The sequence below is a fragment of the Streptomyces sp. LZ34 genome (genome assembly GCF_053890475.1).
Genome location: NZ_CM132680.1, coordinates 11,872,329 through 11,888,128, shown reverse-complemented (window position 1 = coordinate 11,888,128; position 15,800 = coordinate 11,872,329). Strand labels below are relative to the sequence as shown.

The 15,800-nt window shown below is 71.5% G+C and carries 15 protein-coding genes; 10 read left to right on the top strand and 5 right to left on the bottom strand.

Going from position 1 to position 15,800, the window contains the following annotated elements:
* Positions 1–44: 44 nt before the first annotated feature.
* Positions 45–1,376 carry a YncE family protein gene (locus tag ACWY4P_RS50920; protein WP_456207617.1) on the bottom strand — a complete coding sequence of 444 codons (1,332 nt, stop codon included), beginning with the start codon at positions 1,374–1,376 and terminating at the stop codon, positions 45–47.
* Between the two features lie 154 nt (positions 1,377–1,530).
* The gene (locus ACWY4P_RS50915; RefSeq protein WP_456207616.1) at positions 1,531–2,385 is read right to left on the bottom strand and encodes a hypothetical protein; all 855 of its coding nucleotides are present in this window, start codon (positions 2,383–2,385) and stop codon (positions 1,531–1,533) included.
* Positions 2,386–2,628: 243 nt separating this feature from the next.
* Here ACWY4P_RS50915 and ACWY4P_RS50910 point away from each other — a divergent pair, with 243 nt between their 5' ends.
* Positions 2,629–3,555, top strand: coding sequence for an endo alpha-1,4 polygalactosaminidase (locus ACWY4P_RS50910; RefSeq protein WP_456207615.1), 927 nt, complete (start codon positions 2,629–2,631; stop codon positions 3,553–3,555).
* Positions 3,556–3,600: 45 nt separating this feature from the next.
* Here the strand turns inward: ACWY4P_RS50910 and ACWY4P_RS50905 are convergent, their stop codons facing one another.
* Positions 3,601–4,098, bottom strand: coding sequence for a PaaI family thioesterase (locus ACWY4P_RS50905; RefSeq protein WP_456207614.1), 498 nt, complete (start codon positions 4,096–4,098; stop codon positions 3,601–3,603).
* 92 nt (positions 4,099–4,190) lie between these two features.
* Here ACWY4P_RS50905 and ACWY4P_RS50900 point away from each other — a divergent pair, with 92 nt between their 5' ends.
* The 6 genes from ACWY4P_RS50900 to ACWY4P_RS50875 all read left to right on the top strand — a co-directional run bounded on the left by ACWY4P_RS50900 (position 4,191) and on the right by ACWY4P_RS50875 (position 10,092).
* A complete protein-coding gene (locus ACWY4P_RS50900) occupies positions 4,191–4,712 on the top strand; it encodes a winged helix-turn-helix transcriptional regulator (RefSeq protein ID WP_456207613.1) in 522 nt (173 codons plus the stop codon).
* Positions 4,709–5,269, top strand: coding sequence for a GNAT family N-acetyltransferase (locus tag ACWY4P_RS50895; RefSeq protein WP_456213325.1), 561 nt, complete (start codon positions 4,709–4,711; stop codon positions 5,267–5,269). Before ACWY4P_RS50900 ends, ACWY4P_RS50895 begins: the two co-directional genes overlap by 4 nt.
* Before the next feature lie 9 nt (positions 5,270–5,278).
* On the top strand, positions 5,279–6,400 hold the full coding sequence (locus ACWY4P_RS50890; RefSeq protein ID WP_456207612.1) for a PP2C family protein-serine/threonine phosphatase: 1,122 nt from the start codon (positions 5,279–5,281) through the stop codon (positions 6,398–6,400).
* Between the two features lie 79 nt (positions 6,401–6,479).
* The gene (locus ACWY4P_RS50885) at positions 6,480–7,769 is read left to right on the top strand and encodes an ATP-binding protein (protein ID WP_456207611.1); all 1,290 of its coding nucleotides are present in this window, start codon (positions 6,480–6,482) and stop codon (positions 7,767–7,769) included.
* Positions 7,766–8,845: a TPR domain-containing protein gene (locus ACWY4P_RS50880; RefSeq protein WP_456207610.1), complete on the top strand. Its 1,080-nt coding sequence runs from the start codon at positions 7,766–7,768 to the stop codon at positions 8,843–8,845. Before ACWY4P_RS50885 ends, ACWY4P_RS50880 begins: the two co-directional genes overlap by 4 nt.
* On the top strand, positions 8,842–10,092 hold the full coding sequence (locus tag ACWY4P_RS50875; RefSeq protein WP_456207609.1) for a cysteine desulfurase-like protein: 1,251 nt from the start codon (positions 8,842–8,844) through the stop codon (positions 10,090–10,092). The genes ACWY4P_RS50880 and ACWY4P_RS50875 overlap by 4 nt, the downstream gene beginning before the upstream one ends.
* Before the next feature lie 72 nt (positions 10,093–10,164).
* On the opposite strand, the gene ACWY4P_RS50870 is transcribed toward ACWY4P_RS50875, so the two are convergent.
* Complete coding sequence (locus tag ACWY4P_RS50870; RefSeq protein WP_456207608.1) at positions 10,165–10,527, bottom strand: SDR family NAD(P)-dependent oxidoreductase; 363 nt, start codon at positions 10,525–10,527, stop codon at positions 10,165–10,167.
* Positions 10,528–10,606: 79 nt separating this feature from the next.
* Between ACWY4P_RS50870 and ACWY4P_RS50865 the strand changes: the two genes are divergently transcribed.
* Positions 10,607–10,870, top strand: a complete 264-nt coding sequence (locus ACWY4P_RS50865; protein ID WP_456207607.1) for a UBP-type zinc finger domain-containing protein — start codon at positions 10,607–10,609, stop codon at positions 10,868–10,870.
* 278 nt (positions 10,871–11,148) lie between these two features.
* On the opposite strand, the gene ACWY4P_RS50860 is transcribed toward ACWY4P_RS50865, so the two are convergent.
* Complete coding sequence (locus ACWY4P_RS50860) at positions 11,149–11,856, bottom strand: response regulator transcription factor (RefSeq protein ID WP_456207606.1); 708 nt, start codon at positions 11,854–11,856, stop codon at positions 11,149–11,151.
* A gap of 478 nt (positions 11,857–12,334) precedes the next feature.
* On the opposite strand from ACWY4P_RS50860, the gene ACWY4P_RS50855 reads away from it, so the two are divergent.
* Both ACWY4P_RS50855 and ACWY4P_RS50850 read left to right on the top strand, forming a co-directional pair.
* A complete protein-coding gene (locus ACWY4P_RS50855; protein WP_456207605.1) occupies positions 12,335–14,299 on the top strand; it encodes a BTAD domain-containing putative transcriptional regulator in 1,965 nt (654 codons plus the stop codon).
* A gap of 79 nt (positions 14,300–14,378) precedes the next feature.
* Complete coding sequence (locus ACWY4P_RS50850) at positions 14,379–15,773, top strand: RICIN domain-containing protein (RefSeq protein WP_456207604.1); 1,395 nt, start codon at positions 14,379–14,381, stop codon at positions 15,771–15,773.
* Positions 15,774–15,800: the final 27 nt, after the last annotated feature.

Sequence of the window (15,800 nt, the reverse complement as noted above, 5' to 3'; positions counted from 1 at the left end):
GGGACCGGCCCGACGCCGGAACCGGCCCCGCGGCAGGACCGGCCTTACGGGGCCTGCGGGCCGGTCCAGTCGGCTGCCACATGGCCGATGCGGACCCGCTGCGGGTGGTCGCCGACCGCGACCGACGCGACCTTCTTGCCCGTCGCGAAGTCGATCGCGGTGACCTGGTCGGCGCCGCTCTCGGAGACGACGCAGGACTTGCCGTCGCCACTCACCGTCGCCCAGTACGGCTTGGAAGTCGGCACCAGCGGACCCTCCTGGAAGGAGGTCCGGTCGACGACGGTCGCGTAGTCGTCCATCGTCCCGGCGACACACAGCTTGTTGCCGTCCGGGCTCATCGACAGCCCGTGGTGGCGGGAGTCGTTGACCCAGGTGGTGCGGTCCTCGCTGGTCGCGGGGTTCTTCGGGAGGGTCTTGGCGCGGGTGATCTTGTCCGTGGCCACGTCGTACTCCAGGAATCCATTGAAGAAGGACACCTGGAAGTAGAGCTTCGACTCATCGGGCGTGAAGGCCACCGGCCGGACCGCGTCGGACAGGTCCTTGCGGCCGAAGGCGTCCAGCCGGTCCCGCATGTCGATGACCTTGACCTGCTTGTAGGTGTCCGTGTCGACCACGGTGATGTGGCGGTCGCCCTTCGTCCAGTCCATCGACGGGTCGTCCAGCGCGGTGTTGACCTCGCCGATCGACATGTTCCACAGATACTTCCCACCGGCGGTGAAGACGTTCTCGTGGGGCTTGTCCCCGGCGGAGAACTGCCCGAGCTGCTTGCCCGTCTCGATGTCGAGCACATGCACCGTGTTCGAGGTCGAAGCGGACACCGCGACGCGCTTGCCGTCGGGTGACACCGCCATGTGGTCCGCGCGGAACCCCGACACCGGGAAACGCCACCTGATCTTGCCCGTGGCGAGGTCGATGGACACCACGTCGGCGAAGCTCGGGCGGGAGACGACGATGGCCGACCCGTCCGGGGTCGAGTACATGTCGTCGACGAACTGGTCGTGCCCCTCCCCCGGCCCCTGCCGGATGCCGAGGAAGAACGCGAGCTTGATGGGGTTGAGGTAGATCTCGGTGAGCCGCTGGTCCTTGTCCGGTATGGCGTTGATCCGGCCGATCTTGGTGAGGTCTCCGGTGGACTTGATGACATCGGCCGTGCCGTCCCAGTTGTTGCCCACGAACATCACCTCCCGCAGCCCGGCGGCGCCGGTGCGCGCGTCGCCCGATGCCGTGGCCGGCTGGGCGGCGGTCGCCGCGGCGGAGCCGGTCACGGCCAGCACCACGGCGGCAGCGAGGGAGAGAAGGGTTCGTGTGGATCCGCGGCGCCGAGGGCCGCTCACGGAGAACACTCGCCGGGTACGCCCGGCTGCGCAGACAGGCATGGTGGTTCCTTCCAGACGGCGGGGAACGCCCCTTCCGAGCGCAATCGTGAACATGACAGCGCGCTGCCTACTGGAAAGTAATGAAGCGGTCCCCAACCCACAAGGGCCGGGGACCGCAAAAATGACACGGGCTCAACTTCGCCTCGCGCGGGCGTCAGCCGTTCGTCGGCCGGACGGTGTTCATGATCTTCTCGATCTCGGCCGACGTCAGCGCGTGCGGTACGCCCTGGTCCGCGTAGATGACCCAGCCGTGCATGGTGCCGTCGGGGAGCTTCTGCGCGATGCTGTGCACAATGGCCGTCGGCGGGACACAGTCGCTCGGGCGGTTGACGACCGTGACCTTGGCGGTCGCGGTGTAACCCTCGATGCCGTTCCGCTTCCACGGCTTGGCCTGGCTGACCACGATCTTGGGCTTGTCGTCCTTGCCGCCGTAGGCGACGAAGCCCCAGTTGCCCGCCCAGTTCCGGGCGTTCTCCTGCAGGGTGCCGTCCTTGCCCCCGCCGGTGGTGCCGACCGTGGCGAGCTGGCCCTTGCCCGCCTCGCCCAACGCCTTGGGGTTGGGACTCGACGCGCAACCGCCCTCACGGTAGTTGGCGGCGCCGGTCATCACGACGATCGGCTTGCCGTTCTCATCGGTGTAGGAGAGGGACGTGTCCTGGTCGAGGACCTTCCACTTGTCGGCCTTGGCCGGCACGTCGTAGCGGAAGTGGTGTTCGTCCCGGGTCTGTGTCTGCCACCCCGCGACCAACGGCTCATCGGCCGCCGGGCTCGCCGGGGCGAAGGAAGACCCCGACGCCCCCGACGCCCCGGACGACGGCGACTTCGACTCCGGCTGCGTGGCGCGGGCGCCCTCGTCCTTGGCGCTGCCGTTGTCGTCGTTGCACCCGCTCAGCACCAGAGCCATGCCGATGCCGACGGCCGCGATCAGGGTCTTCTTGCTCCGGCGAGACGATACCGTGACGGGCTGCCGACGCTGGAGGGTGCGCGGGGAATTTTGGTGCCAAGACATGGCCCGCACCCTATCGGACCTGGTCTTCTGTCCATCCGGTGGGAGGGTGGCCGGCGCCCTCGCAGCCCACCACTTGACGCTCGTTCAGTTCGATCATTACATTCGGTACGCCGAAGTCTCCTTGGAGCGAGGCGCCGAGAGCGACGCACCCAGCCGGTAACGGATGCCCCCATCACCAGCCCGGCATTGGTCGCCAGGATCGAGGTCCGAGGCGGGGTCAGCGTCCACCACATGGGAATTCACATGTCTCTACGCAGCTCCCTCTCGCCCCGCCGGCCGGTGACAGGTGCGGTGCTGGTGTCCCTGATCGGCATCGTCGCCCTCTTCACCGTCATCGGTATCGCACACGCGGGACCGGAGGACACCCCGCGGGCGAAGAAGGCGACCAAGGCCCCGCGGGCCACCGCCTCCCCCGCTGCCGACCCCGCCGCCCCGCCCGACGGTGTCACGCTCCCGCCGACCGACGGCGCCAACTTCGACTACCAGATCAACGAGCCGTACACCCCGCCCTCCGGTGTCAAGATCGTCAGCAGGGACCGCGAGGCCCCGCCCGCGCCGGGGCTGTACAACATCTGTTACGTCAACGCCTTCCAGGCGCAGCCGGACGCCGACGACGACTGGGACGCGGATCTGCTGCTCAGGGACGCGAACGGCGATGTGGTGATCGACGAGGACTGGGATGAGGCGCTCCTCGACATCGGCACCGCGGACAAGCGGGAGCGGATCGCGGACACGGTCGGGGGCTGGATCGACGGCTGCGCCAAGGCCGGCTACCAGGCCGTCGAGCCGGACAACTACGACAGCTACACCCGCTCCCGGGACCTGCTCACCGAGGACGACGCCATGGCCTTCATCAAGCTGCTGGCCGACCGCGCGCACGCCGCGCACCTGGCGATCGGCCAGAAGAACACCCTGGAGCTCGCCTCGCACCGCGAGGACCTTGGCCTGGACTTCGCCATCGCCGAGGAGTGCGGGCAGCAGCGCCCTCCCGAGTGCGGCGACTACACCGAGGCCTTCTCGAAGGTCATCATGATCGAGTACAGGGACTCCGCGCTCAAGACCACCTGTGCCGGCTGGCAGCAGCCGGGGGTCGCCATCGTCCGCCGTGATCTGGATGTGTCCGCGCCGGACAGCGACGATTACATACTCAAGACCTGCGACTCCGTGTAACCGGCATAACCGACCACGACCACCCGACCCCGCCGCCGGCCTCTCCTACGCGCCGTCCGGTACGGGGAACAGCAGACAGCTGCTGGTGGCGTGGGCCAGCCGGCGGTCGTCGGCGTCGTACAGCTCGGCCTGGGCGAGCGCGGTGCGGCGGCCCGCGTTGAGCACGGTGCCCACCGCGCGCACCTTCCCGGTGTCGACGGTGATCGGACGCAGGAACTTCACCGTCAGATCGAGCGAGGTGTAGGCCATGCCCCGCGGGAGGGTGGAGTGGACGGCGCAGCCCGCCGCGGAGTCCAGCAGGGTGGCGTACACGCCGCCGTGAACACTGCCGATGGGGTTGTAGTGCTCCTCGCCCGGCTCCAGGCAGAAGACCGCCCGGCCGTGTTCCACTTCTTCGAGGGCGAGGCCCAGCGTGGCCCCGATCGGCGGGCCGGGCAGCCGGCCGGCGGCCAGTTCCCGCAGGAATTCCAGCCCGCTGGTGCCCGTCGCGGCGGTGGCCGGGACGGCCGGGTCCGCCCATGAGTACGTACGCGATCTGCCCATGCTGGGGACCCTCCCGATCTGGCTTCGAAAGTCGAAGCTAGCCAGCTGCGCTACCGGCTGTCAACGCCGGGCCGACTGCCTACGATGGCGCCATGGACTGGCGCGAGGTGGACACCGAGGACTGCTCGATCCGGCGCGCTCTGGAGGTGGTCGGGGAGAAGTGGACCCTGTTGATCCTGCGCGACGCCGTCAACGGGGTGCGCCGCTTCGACGACTTCCACCGCCATGTCGGGCTGTCCCAGGCGGTGCTGGCCGACCGGCTGCGCAAGCTCGTGGCGTCCGGGATCCTGCGGAGCACCCCGTACCAGGAGCCGGGCCGCCGGACCCGGCACGAATACCGGATGACCCGCAAGGGCTGGGATCTGTGGCCGGTCCTGGTGGCCCTGATGCAGTGGGGCGACGCCTACGCCGCGGGCCCGGACGGCCCGCCCCTGCGGCTGCGGCACGAGGGCTGCGGAGCCCCGGTCCGCGCGGCCGTGGTCTGCTGCGCCGAGGAGACGCCCGTAACACCGCGGCAGGTGGCCGTCGAGCCCGGCCACGCGGCATCCGCCCGGCCGACGGCCGCTTCGTCGACGGCCGCTTCATCGACGGCTGGGGGCCCGTCGTGGACGTGATCACAGGACACCGTGTCCAGCTGCGCCCCGCCGTGACCTCCGACCTTCGGCGCTTCCGCGACATCCTCGCCCAGCCGGACGTCGCCCGTTGGTGGGGAGACCCCGACGAGCAGGCCGAGGAGGCCTGCGACCCGCCGGAGGACATCCGCAGTTACGCCATCGAGTACCAGGGGGTGGTCGTCGGCATCATCCAGTCCTGCGAGGAGCCCACCCCCGACTACCGGCACGCCGGCATCGACATCGCCGTCCATCCGGACTGGCACCGCCGGGGCATCGGCGCGGACGCCATCCACGCCCTGGCGCGCCACCTGCTGGACGTCGACGGCCACCACCGCCTGACCATCGACCCGGCCACGGACAACGAGCGCGCGATCCGCCTCTACCGGCGTCTGGGTTTCCGTCCGGTGGGCATCATGCGCCAGTACGAGCGCCGACGGGACGGCACCGTGCACGACGGACTGCTGATGGACCTCCTCGCCGACGAGCTGATCCCGCCGCGGCGGGATGGAGAACGTCCCGGGGCTGACGGCCGGGCGGCGCGGCGGCAACGGGTGTAAGCAGGAGATATGCGCGTTCGGCACGGTCCTGCCCGTCCGGCCGGTTCACGGCGGTGGAACCGGGCACTGCTCGCCATTCCGCTCGGAATCATTCTGGCGATCACCCTGATCGACATCAAGACACCCGAGACCGTCCACCTGGGCCCGTTCCTGATCGCGGCGCCCGCGATCACCGCCTCGTTCGCGGGCCCCGCGGCCACCGGCGTGATCGGAGCCCTCGCCGTGGCGGCCCAGGTGATCATCGGCCAGCTGCACGGCGGTCTGATGACCCCGAACCACCAGGCGCAGATCGGCACCCTCCTGTTGATCTCGGCCCTGGTGACAGGCTTCCGGTTCGCGACCGACCGGCACCAGCGCAAGCTCACCCAGGTGCGTTCGGTGGCCGTGGCGGCGCAGGAGGTCCTGCTGCGGCCGCTCCCCGACCGGATGGGACCGCTGAGGATCGCCTCCACCTATCTCGCGGCCGAGGAGGAGGCACAGATCGGCGGGGATCTGTACGCGGCCGTGGCCGCCAAGGACGCGGCCCGGCTGGTCATCGGCGACGTCCGCGGCAAGGGCCTCTCCGCCGTCGGGGACGCGGCGGTGCTGATCGGCGCCTTCCGCGGGTCCGCCTACCGGAACCTCTCGCTGCCGGCCATCGCGGCACACCTGGGCAACGCGATGCGCTGGAACTGGGACCACGGCGGCAGGGCCGGCCCGGACCCCCAGGAGTCGTTCGTGACCGCTTTGCTGCTGGACGTCTACGACGACCGCCCGGCCGCCGCGATGGTGAACTGCGGACACCCTCCTCCGCTGCTGCTGCGGGGCGGGAGGGTCCGCACGCTGGAGGTCGGCGAGCCCGCGCTGCCGCTGGGGCTGGCCGTGACGTCCGAGAGCGAGTACACGTCCGAAACCTTCGACTTCGAAGAGGGCGACCTGCTGCTGCTCTACACCGACGGCCTGATCGAGGCGCGGAACGCCGGCGGCGCCTTCTACCCCCTCGTCGACCGCGTCGCGGCCTGGACGAGCGACGATCCGCGGTCGCTGGCGCACCGTCTCCAGGACGACATGCTCCGGCACACCGGCGGACATGTGAACGACGACGCGGCCATCGTCGTGATCGCCCGCTGCCCCGGCCCGCCGGACGTGTGACCAACCGCGCACACCAGGGGCTGCGCCCTTCGGGGGGAGGGTGATCACCCGGGTGGCCCACCTCCGTAGAGTGTGCGCCATGTCGGAGGACTCGCCCCTGATCCAGAGCCTGCGTGCGGCCGTCGCGGCGGCGCCCGGCGACGTACCGCTGCGGCTGCACCTCGCCGAACTCCTGCTGACCGCGGGCCGGCACGACGCGGCCATCGCGGAGGTCGCCGTCGCGCTGCAGCACTCGCCCGGCGACCCGCAGGCGCGGGAGTTGATGACCCGCGCCATGGGGGCGCCCGCGCAGCCCCGGCAGAGCGTGCCGGCCGCCGCCGAAGCACCCGCCGCCGAAGCGCCCGCCGCGCGGCCGCCGTCCGCCGCGCCCCGCGGGGGCTTCGACTGGCGGGCCGCCGAGAACCAGGTCGGCGACGCGGTGCCGCCCCGGTTCGTCGAGACCCCGCTCACCGCCGACGGCAGCGGGGACCCCGGGGACGCCTCCGCCTGGGAGGTGGCCGCGCCCGGCACGGTGCGGCTGGCGGACGTCGGCGGCATGCGGGAGGTCAAGGAGCGTCTGGAGGCGGCCTTCCTCGCCCCCATGCGCAATCCCGAGCTGCGCAAGCTGTACGGCAAGAGCCTGCGTGGCGGACTGCTGCTGTACGGCCCGCCCGGCTGCGGCAAGACCTTCATCGCCCGCGCCGTGGCCGGAGAGCTCGGCGCCGGCTTTCTGTCGGTGTCGATCAACGATGTGCTCGACATGTTCATCGGCAACTCCGAGCGCAATATGCACGAGGTGTTCGCCACCGCCCGCCGCCAGGCCCCTTGTGTGGTCTTCCTCGACGAGCTGGACGCCCTCGGCGGCAAGCGCAGCCGAACCCAGAACAGCGGCATGCGCAACACGGTCAACCAGTTGCTGACCGAGCTGGACGGCGTCGACGCCCCGGCGAACGACGGTGTGTTCGTGCTCGCGGCCACCAACCTCCCGTGGGACGTAGACATCGCGCTGCGCCGCCCCGGCCGGCTGGACCGCACCCTCCTCGTGCTGCCGCCCGACGCCCCCGCGCGCGAGGCGATCCTCCGCTACCACCTGCGCGAACGCCCCATCGAAAGCGTCGACCTGGGCAAGCTCGCCAAGGCCACCGACGGCCTCTCGGGCGCCGACCTGGCCCATGTGTGCGAGGCCGCGGCCGAGACGGCGCTGCTCGACTCCGCGCGCACCGGCACCGTGCGCATGATCGGCATGAAGGACCTGCTCAGCGCGGCGAAGTCCGTGGTCCCCTCCACCGAACCGTGGTTCGCGGCCGCCCGCAATGTGGCCATGTTCGCCAACGAGGGCGGGATGTACGACGACCTGCTCGCGTATCTGAAGAAGAGGCGGAAGCTGTGACCCCGCACCCGGCCCTCGAACAGGCCGACGTACTCATCGAGCTGAAGCGGTACGACGAGGCCGCCGCCCTGCTGGGCCGCCGCCTGGCCGAGGATCCGGACGACATCCGAGCCTGGGTGAGGCTCGGCCGCTGCCAGGTGGCGGCGGGCCAGGTGGAGCAGGCTCTCACCTCGCTCGGCGAGGCCCTCCAGCGCGCCCCCGAGGATCTCGGCGCGCTGTGCATGTACGCCCAGGCGCTGCGCCGCGCGGACCATCTGGAGCAGCCGGAGCGCTGGCGGAAGGCGGAGGATGCGCTGCGCCAGGCCCTGCGCGTCGATCCGCAGAACAGCTTCGCGCACGCGCTGCTCGCCGAGTTCCTGATGTACTACCCGACCCGTCGCCTCGAGGCCCTGGACCTGGCCAAGGAGGCGGTGCGACTGGACCCGGAGAGCGTGGACGCGTACCAGGCGCTGTGGCGGACGGCCGGCGCCATCCACGAGACCGAGACCTACAAGTGGGCGCTGCGCCAGGTGCTCCGCCTGGAACCCACCAACAACCAGGCCCTGTATCTGGTGAGCATGCAGGAGGCGCACAAGCCGGGTACCACGGCCGCGCAGGCCGCGGAGGTGTACGCCGACGCGCTCGCCGCCGCCCCGGACAACACCGGGCTGCGCCACGACCTCGACCGGGCCACCTATCGGCTGTTGCGCGGCATCCGCTGGCTGGCGCTGATCTGTGTGGCGGCCGCGGGCGCCATGGTCGACCTGTTCCCCCAGGACGGCGAGGCGGCGCGGGAGCTGCCGGTGCCGCTCGGCAACCGGCTGTGGGTACTGGTGCCGATGGCGGCGGTGTGGGCCTTCGGCGCCTGGCGGCGCTACCGCAGGCTGCGCACCGGCGTCCAGCTGAACGTGTGGTCCCTGGTGCGCCGCGGCCGCTGGGCCCGCGTCGTACTCGCCCAGGCGGCCTGGGCGATGCTCTGCGCCCTGCTGATCTCGCAGGTGCCGTGGACGGAGCGCGGCGTGCCGCAGATCCTCTTCTGGGCGGGGCTGGTGCCCACCCTGGCCACCGTCTGGTTCGACCGGAAGAAGACGCGATGAACGACTACGGCAGCGCCCACGACAGCGGCTCCGGCGGCGACTACGACATCGCCGCCGTCCGCCGGCAGTTCCCGGCTCTGAAGGCCGGCTCCGCCCACTTCGACGGCCCCGGCGGCACCCAGACACCGCTGCCCGTCATCGAGGCCATGTCCGACGCCCTGGCCAACCCGCTGTCCAACCGCGGCACCCGCACGCCCGGCGAGCGCAACGCCGACGCCACCGTGACCGGCGCCCGCCGGGCGCTCGCCGACCTGCTGGGCGCCGACCCGTCGGGCGTCGTCTTCGGCCGAAGCGCCACCCAGCTCGCGTACGACTTCTCCCGCGCCCTCGCCAAGACCTGGCAGCCCGGCGACGAGATCGTCGTGACCCGGCTGGACCACGACTCCAACATCCGCCCCTGGGTCCAGGCCGCGGCGGCGGCCGGGGCCACGGTCCGCTGGGCCGACTTCGACCCCGGCACCGCCGAGCTCGCCCCCGAGGCCATCGGCGCCGTGCTCGGCGACCGCACCCGCCTGGTCGCGGTGACCGCCGCCTCCAACCTGCTCGGCACCCGCCCCGACATCGCCGAGATCTCCCGGCTGGCGCACGGGGCCGGGGCCCTGCTGTACGTCGACGGCGTCCACTACACCGCCCACTCCCCCGTCGACGTCGGGCGACTGGGCGCGGACTTCTTCGCCTGCTCCCCGTACAAGTTCCTCGGCCCCCACCACGGCGTGCTCGCCGCCCGCCCCGAGCTGCTGGAGACCCTCCGCCCGGACAAGCTGCTGCCCTCGACGGACGCCGTCCCCGAGCGCTTCGAGCTCGGCACCCTGCCGTACGAGCTGCTGGCCGGCGCCCGGGCCGCCGTCGACTTCCTGGCCGGTCTCGGCCCGCGGCAGGACGGCCCGCGCCGGGAGCGGCTGGTCTCCGCGCTCACCGCGCTGGAGGGGTACGAGGACTCCCTGCGGTCGCGGATCGAGGCGGGGCTGGCCGGCCTGGACCGGATCACCGTCCACTCCCGCGCGGCCGATCGCACCCCCACCCTGCTGCTCACCATCGAGGGGCGCAGCACCGTGGACGCCTACCACTACCTGGCCGCCCGTGGTGTCGACGCGCCGTCCGGCTCCTTCTACGCCCTGGAGGCGTCCCGCCGGCTGGGGCTCGGCGACGCCGGCGGGCTGCGCGTGGGCCTCGCCCCGTACAACGACTCCGGGGACGTCGACCGGCTGCTGGAGGGGCTGTCCGACTTTCTACGCGAGACGGACTGACCGGCCCGTGACTACCAGCACGTCACGTCTCCGTCGACGATGAGATCCGTCCCGGTGACAAAGCTCGCGGCGTCACTCAGCAGGAACACCACGGCGGGCGTGGCGGTGTAGCCGGGGCTGACGCTGTTCACCCGGATTCCGCGGTCGCACCACTCCGTGACCGCCGCCGCCCCGGAGCATGGCGCGCGCCCCGGCCTGGCAGGAGAGGAACACGCCCGTGAGGTTCACGTCGATGACCTTGTTCCACTGTTCGAGGGGCATGTCCTCGGCGGGGGCCGCGTTGGCGATGCCCGCGGCGTTGACGGCCAGCCGCAGCGGGCCGAGGCCACGTTCCACCGCGGCCACGGCTTCGGCGAGCTCGTCGGACCACGTGACGTCGGCGGGGAGGGCGATCGCTCGCCGATTCGGCAGGCCGGAAAGGCCGCCTCCTGCCACTGGAGAGGGCCTGGCCGGAGGCCCGGTGGACGATGGAAGATGGCAGAAGGACAGAAGAACGGCGGAAAGGGTGAACGACATGGCCATCGAGCCCGACCCACATCTGTCCATGGTCCGCGATGTCACCCCGCGCACCCCCGAAGGCTGCGAGGAGTGTCTGCGTCTGGGATCCCCCTGGGTGCATCTGCGGCTCTGTCTGACCTGCGGACACGTCGGCTGCTGCGACTCCTCACCGCTCAGGCACGCCCGCGCCCACGCCCACAGTGAGCAGCACCCCATCATGGAGCCCATGGAACCGGGTGAGGAATGGCGGTGGTGCTTCGTCCACGAGGCGCTGGTCTGACAACCCCGCCATGCGTCGGCGGGCGGGGCCGCGGCGCCGCGCACCCGCACCCGCACCCGCACCCGCACCAGACGGTGCGGTCAGCGGCAGACCGGCCGCGGAAGAGGACCGGCCGGTACGCGGGGTGGATACGGGGCTGACAGTCGCGGCGCGAGGAACCGCAGGGCGAAGGACACCGGATCGCCCAGCTGCCGGCTCATCGCCGTCCAGCCCGCTGGTGCCACGACTGCCCGTTCGGCCATCGGCCGCAGGGCCGGACGGGCACCCCTGACGCGCCGTCAGGAGATATATCCCTCCCGCAGGGCGTAGGCCACGGCGTGGGCGCGGTTACGCAGGCCCAGGCGGGTCGTCAGGCCTTGGATGACGTTCTTCACGGTCCGTTCGGAGTAGGCGAGTTTGACGGCGATCTCGCCGGTGCCCATCCCCTCGGCGACCAGCCGCAGGACATCGGTCTCACGCGGTGTCAGGCCCAGCGGCACCCCGAGGCGGCCGACCGCGCCTGGCCGTAACGCACCTACCTGGCTGACCAGTTGGCCGATCAGGTCGGCGGGGAGGTCGCCGTCGCCGCGGGAGGCCGCGAGCACCGCCTGGAACAGGCGGTCTCCGGTGGCCTCGCGCCGCCAGACGATGGCCCCGACGCCACACTCGATCACGTCGAGCAGTTCAGCCCTGCGGATCAGGCTCGCGACCAGGACCGCGCGCAGCTCCACGTCGTGTACGAGTCGGCGCAGGCTGGCGAGCGCGGTCTCGTCGACCGAGTCCGTGAGCAGCACCGCCACGTCTCCCGCCTGGGCGGCCGGCTCATCAAGGAGTGCGACCTCGGGGTGCTGGCGCAGCTGGCCGATCGCCCCCTCCCGGGAGATCGGGTCCTGCGCGTGGATAACGACGGAAATCCTGCGCCCGGATTCCCTCGTCGCCGGCTGTGGATTCGCCGACTCTAAAGAGGCGCGCAATGTTCTCCCTCTGTCCACCGCGAAACGGATCATGTGGCTCCGGATGTGATCATACGGTAGCCGCCCTCAGCGACTGCGCGTCGAAATCCTTCTTTATCGTTTCGATATCACCGGCAACCCATACAACAAAAACGCTAAGGAAAATCCTCGAAAGCCCGTTCTGCGAATATGAAAGCTCAGGTGGGGGCCGGCGGTCAGCGGGCGCCCCGGTACCCCCCTCCCCAGGGGACCCGCCGACTTGGCGTCGGCAGGCCACGCGCGCCCCGACAGACGCATACGTTGCCCGAATGGCCCGGGCAGACTGCCCCAGCGCACCTGGACCGGCACAAAGGGGGCTCTATAGCGTCGCGTTCGGAGTATCTGGGCTTGTCGCCTGCGCCCCGTGGTGGCAACACCAAGAGGGCTTCCGGTCCCTGCCGGACAACTCACCCCGCACGGCAACCCCTTCCCGCGGACCCTGCCGCGCAGGCCGTGGGAGAACCCCCACGCGTGCTGACAGGGAAGGAACTCGGTGCACGATCACTCCACGTGGTACAGCCTGCTGGGCCCGGTCGAGGTGGTACGGGACGGCACGGCGCTGGCCCTGGGGCCACGGCAGCGCCGGGTGCTGCTGATCCGCCTGCTCATCGAGGACGGCCGACCCGTCTCCCTGACACAGCTCTGCCAGGACCTGTGGCAGGGGTCCCAGCCGACCGGGGCCGTCTCCTCCGTACGCGCGCACATCAGCAGACTGCGCTCGGTGCTGGAACCCGTGCGGCGCGGCCGCTCCACCCTCCTGGTCAACGGCCCGGCCGGCTACGCCCTGAAGGTGCCCGACGAGGCCCGTGACACCACGCGCTTCGAGATGTCCGTGGCCCAGGCCCGGCAGGCCATGCGCCGCGGCCAACTGGACATCGCCCGCAAGGAGATAGACGACGCACTCGGCCTGTGGCGCGGCGAGGCCCTGGGCGAGACCGCCGAACACGCCTTCGCGGCGCGCGAGACGGCCCGGCTGAACACCGCCCGCCACGACGCCACCGAGCTGCAGGCCACGATCCTCATCAAACAGGGCGACCTGGAGCAGGCGATCGGCGTGGCCGAAAACCTCATCGTCAGCGCCCCGCTCCGCGAGGCCTCATGGGCGCTGTTGATGTGCGCGCTGTACGGGGCGGGACGGTCCGTCGAGGCGCTCCGGCAGTACGAGCGGTTCCGCACGTTCCTGGCCCAGGAGCTCGGCCTCGACCCCAGCCCCGGGCTGTCCAATCTGCACACCGCCATCCTGCGGCACGACACCCAGGTCCTCGGCGAGCCCCGCCCGGCCGGCCCCGCGGTCACCCTGTCCCCCGCCCAAACCACCTCCGCCGCGGCGCCCTTGGTGGGCCGGGCCGAGGAGACCGCACAACTCGCCGCCCTGCTGCGGGCCGCGGCCGCGGGGCGCACCCAGTGGGCCGTCGTCTCGGGAGAGCCTGGGTCCGGCAAGACACGGCTGCTGGAGGAGATGACCGCGGGGGCCGAGAACGCCGGGTTCACCGTGGCGCGGGCCAGCGGCGGCCAGGCGCTCAGCGAGAGCCTCGGCATCTCCCTGGCGTGCCCTGCCACCCAGCTCCTGGACGCGCTGCGCCGGGAGCGGCCCGGCACCGGCCCCGACGCCCGCCCCGATGAGGACCGGCTCGCCTCGCTCGTACGGGAACTCGCCCGAGGGCCCGCCCTGTGCGTCGTCGACGACCTCGACTGGGCGCCTCCGGACTTCCACGACCTGCTGCGCCGGCTCGCCGCCGTACTGCGGAACGCTCCCGTCGTCGTGGTGTGCGCCCTGCGGAACACCGACGAACCCGCGACCAGCGGGTTGCTCGCCGAGCTGGCCCGCCACGGCGCCACCCGGCTGCATCTGGAGCCACTGTCCGTCGCGGAGGTGGCCGAGCTGCTGGCCGCCCGCGGCGAGCGCGCCTCCGCCGAGGAGGCCACGGCGCTGCACCGGCGCGCCGAGGGCAACCCCTTCACGCTCGGGGAGTTGCTGAGGCTGCCGCCGGAGCGGCGCATGGGCCCTACGGCGCGGGTGCCGGCCGCGGTACGCAGCGTCGTCCAGGCGCGGCTCGCCGAGCTGGCCGCACCGGCCAGGACGATGCTCTGCTACGCCGCCGCCGACGGCGCGCACCTGGACATCGGGCTGCTCGCCGACGTCCAGGGCATGTCGCGGGACCGGCTGCTGCCCCTGGTCGACGCCGCCGTCACCGCCCGTGTCCTGGTCTGGGACACGGACCCCGACGACTGCGACACGGGGCACTACCGCTTCCCCGAACTGGCACGGGAGGTCGTGCTGAGCGCGCTCACCCCGTCCTCCAGACAGCTGCTGCACGCCTCGCTCGCCCGCGAGCTGGCCGGCCGGGACGACGCAGACCCGGCGCGGCTCGCCCGGCACCTTCGCGCGGCGGGCCCGATGGCGCCGGTGGCGGACCACGACCCGGTCCGCCATCCGGCGCCGGAGCAGGGCCGTTGAGCCCCGTCCCGACTCTCTGATCCCCCGTCAACACCCCCATCGCCACGGGACCCGTGTCCGTGGCCACGAGGAGAAGTCCATGTCCGATCAGCAGCGGGCCGGTGACGCCAAGACGCCGAGCGGCACGCCGGCCGAGTCGTTCTTCGCGTCGCCCGAGCCGGAGCCGATCTCGCCACGCGGTTCCTCATCCGCTTCCGGCGAGAAGGCCGCCACTGGCGGAACATCCGCCAGCGGTGAAACCTCCGACACCGGTGAAACCTCCGACACCGGTGAAGTGTCCGCGACCGGCGAGAAGGCCCTCGGCAAGAAAACCGCGGGCGAGGAGACCGCCGTGCCCGACGCGGCGAGCATCGAGGAACACCTCACCGGCAAGAAGCCGTCCGCCCGCGCCACCACCTCGCGCCCCTCCCCGGCGAGCACGGACGAGGACGACAAGGCCGAATCGGCGAGCGCCGAGGAGTCGGCGGCCCAGGCGCAGTCGGACGGGAGCAACCGCGCCCGGCGGTCGCTCGTCGGCAAGGGCGCGGTCGCCACCGCGTCCGGTGACGGGCGGTCCGGTGGGGCCGCGGCGGCCACCGCCATCGCCACCGTCTCCGGCCCCGGCGGCGACTCCCCCGACGCGGACGCCGACCTCTCCGGCCGCCCCAAGAAGCCACTCCTCGCCGGTGCCGCCATGGCGGGTGCCATCCTCGTCGCCGTGCCGCTGCTCATCATGGCCACCGGCAAGGACGACGACGACAGCAAGAAGGTGGCCTCTTCCAGCTCCGCCGACACCGTGCTGGACGACGACGGAGGGCGGGCGGGTGAGTTCGTGGCCGAGTCGCCGTCGCCCAAGAAGAGCAAGGCCGAGAAGAAGAAGGAGAAGGGGTCGAAGTCCCCCTCCCCGGCGAAGGAGAAGGCCGCCGTCTCGCAGCCGCCCAGCCCTTCGGCCACGGCGAAGGAGGAGAAGAAGAAGAAGAAGCGCACCTCCGTGGGCAAGAAGGCCCCCAGCAATCTGCCGGCCGTGATGACCCGGGTGCTGATCAAGAACAACACGAACGGCACCTGCGCCGACGTCCCCGGCTTCACCAGCGGCAACCCCGACGGCCCGATCCACCAGTCGACCTGCAACAGCAACACGGACGACAACCAGCTGTGGAATCTGGAGAAGAGGTACGACAGCGCGGGTCCGGGCGGAGCTCCCCTGTTCCAGATCCGCAACGTCATGGACGGCATGTGCCTCGACCTGCCCGGCTACGGCGCCGCCGGGAACGCCACCAAGGTGACGGAGTTCCCGTGCAACGGCACGACCGCCGACAACCAGCTGTGGTGGCTGGACAAGCAGTCCGACGGCCGATTCTGGATCCGCAACGCCGCCAGCAACAACACCTGCCTGGACTCGTACGCGGCGGATGACCAGACGCGCGACCTGATCATCTGGCCGTGCGCACCGGAGAACCTCAACAACCACGAGTGGTACTTCACCCGCTCCTGAGCCCCGTCCCGGCTCATCTGCCCATGG

Bases quoted from the DNA above. Each gene is read 5' to 3' on its own strand.
- ACWY4P_RS50920 (WP_456207617.1), bottom strand. From the start codon at position 1,376: ATGCCTGTCTGCGCAGCCGGGCGTACCCGGCGAGTGTTCTCCGTGAGC.
- ACWY4P_RS50915 (WP_456207616.1), bottom strand. From the start codon at position 2,385: ATGTCTTGGCACCAAAATTCCCCGCGCACCCTCCAGCGTCGGCAGCCC.
- ACWY4P_RS50910 (WP_456207615.1), top strand. From the start codon at position 2,629: ATGTCTCTACGCAGCTCCCTCTCGCCCCGCCGGCCGGTGACAGGTGCG.
- ACWY4P_RS50905 (WP_456207614.1), bottom strand. From the start codon at position 4,098: ATGGGCAGATCGCGTACGTACTCATGGGCGGACCCGGCCGTCCCGGCC.
- ACWY4P_RS50900 (WP_456207613.1), top strand. From the start codon at position 4,191: ATGGACTGGCGCGAGGTGGACACCGAGGACTGCTCGATCCGGCGCGCT.
- ACWY4P_RS50890 (WP_456207612.1), top strand. From the start codon at position 5,279: ATGCGCGTTCGGCACGGTCCTGCCCGTCCGGCCGGTTCACGGCGGTGG.
- ACWY4P_RS50885 (WP_456207611.1), top strand. From the start codon at position 6,480: ATGTCGGAGGACTCGCCCCTGATCCAGAGCCTGCGTGCGGCCGTCGCG.
- ACWY4P_RS50875 (WP_456207609.1), top strand. From the start codon at position 8,842: ATGAACGACTACGGCAGCGCCCACGACAGCGGCTCCGGCGGCGACTAC.
- ACWY4P_RS50865 (WP_456207607.1), top strand. From the start codon at position 10,607: ATGGCCATCGAGCCCGACCCACATCTGTCCATGGTCCGCGATGTCACC.
- ACWY4P_RS50860 (WP_456207606.1), bottom strand. From the start codon at position 11,856: ATGATCCGTTTCGCGGTGGACAGAGGGAGAACATTGCGCGCCTCTTTA.
- ACWY4P_RS50850 (WP_456207604.1), top strand. From the start codon at position 14,379: ATGTCCGATCAGCAGCGGGCCGGTGACGCCAAGACGCCGAGCGGCACG.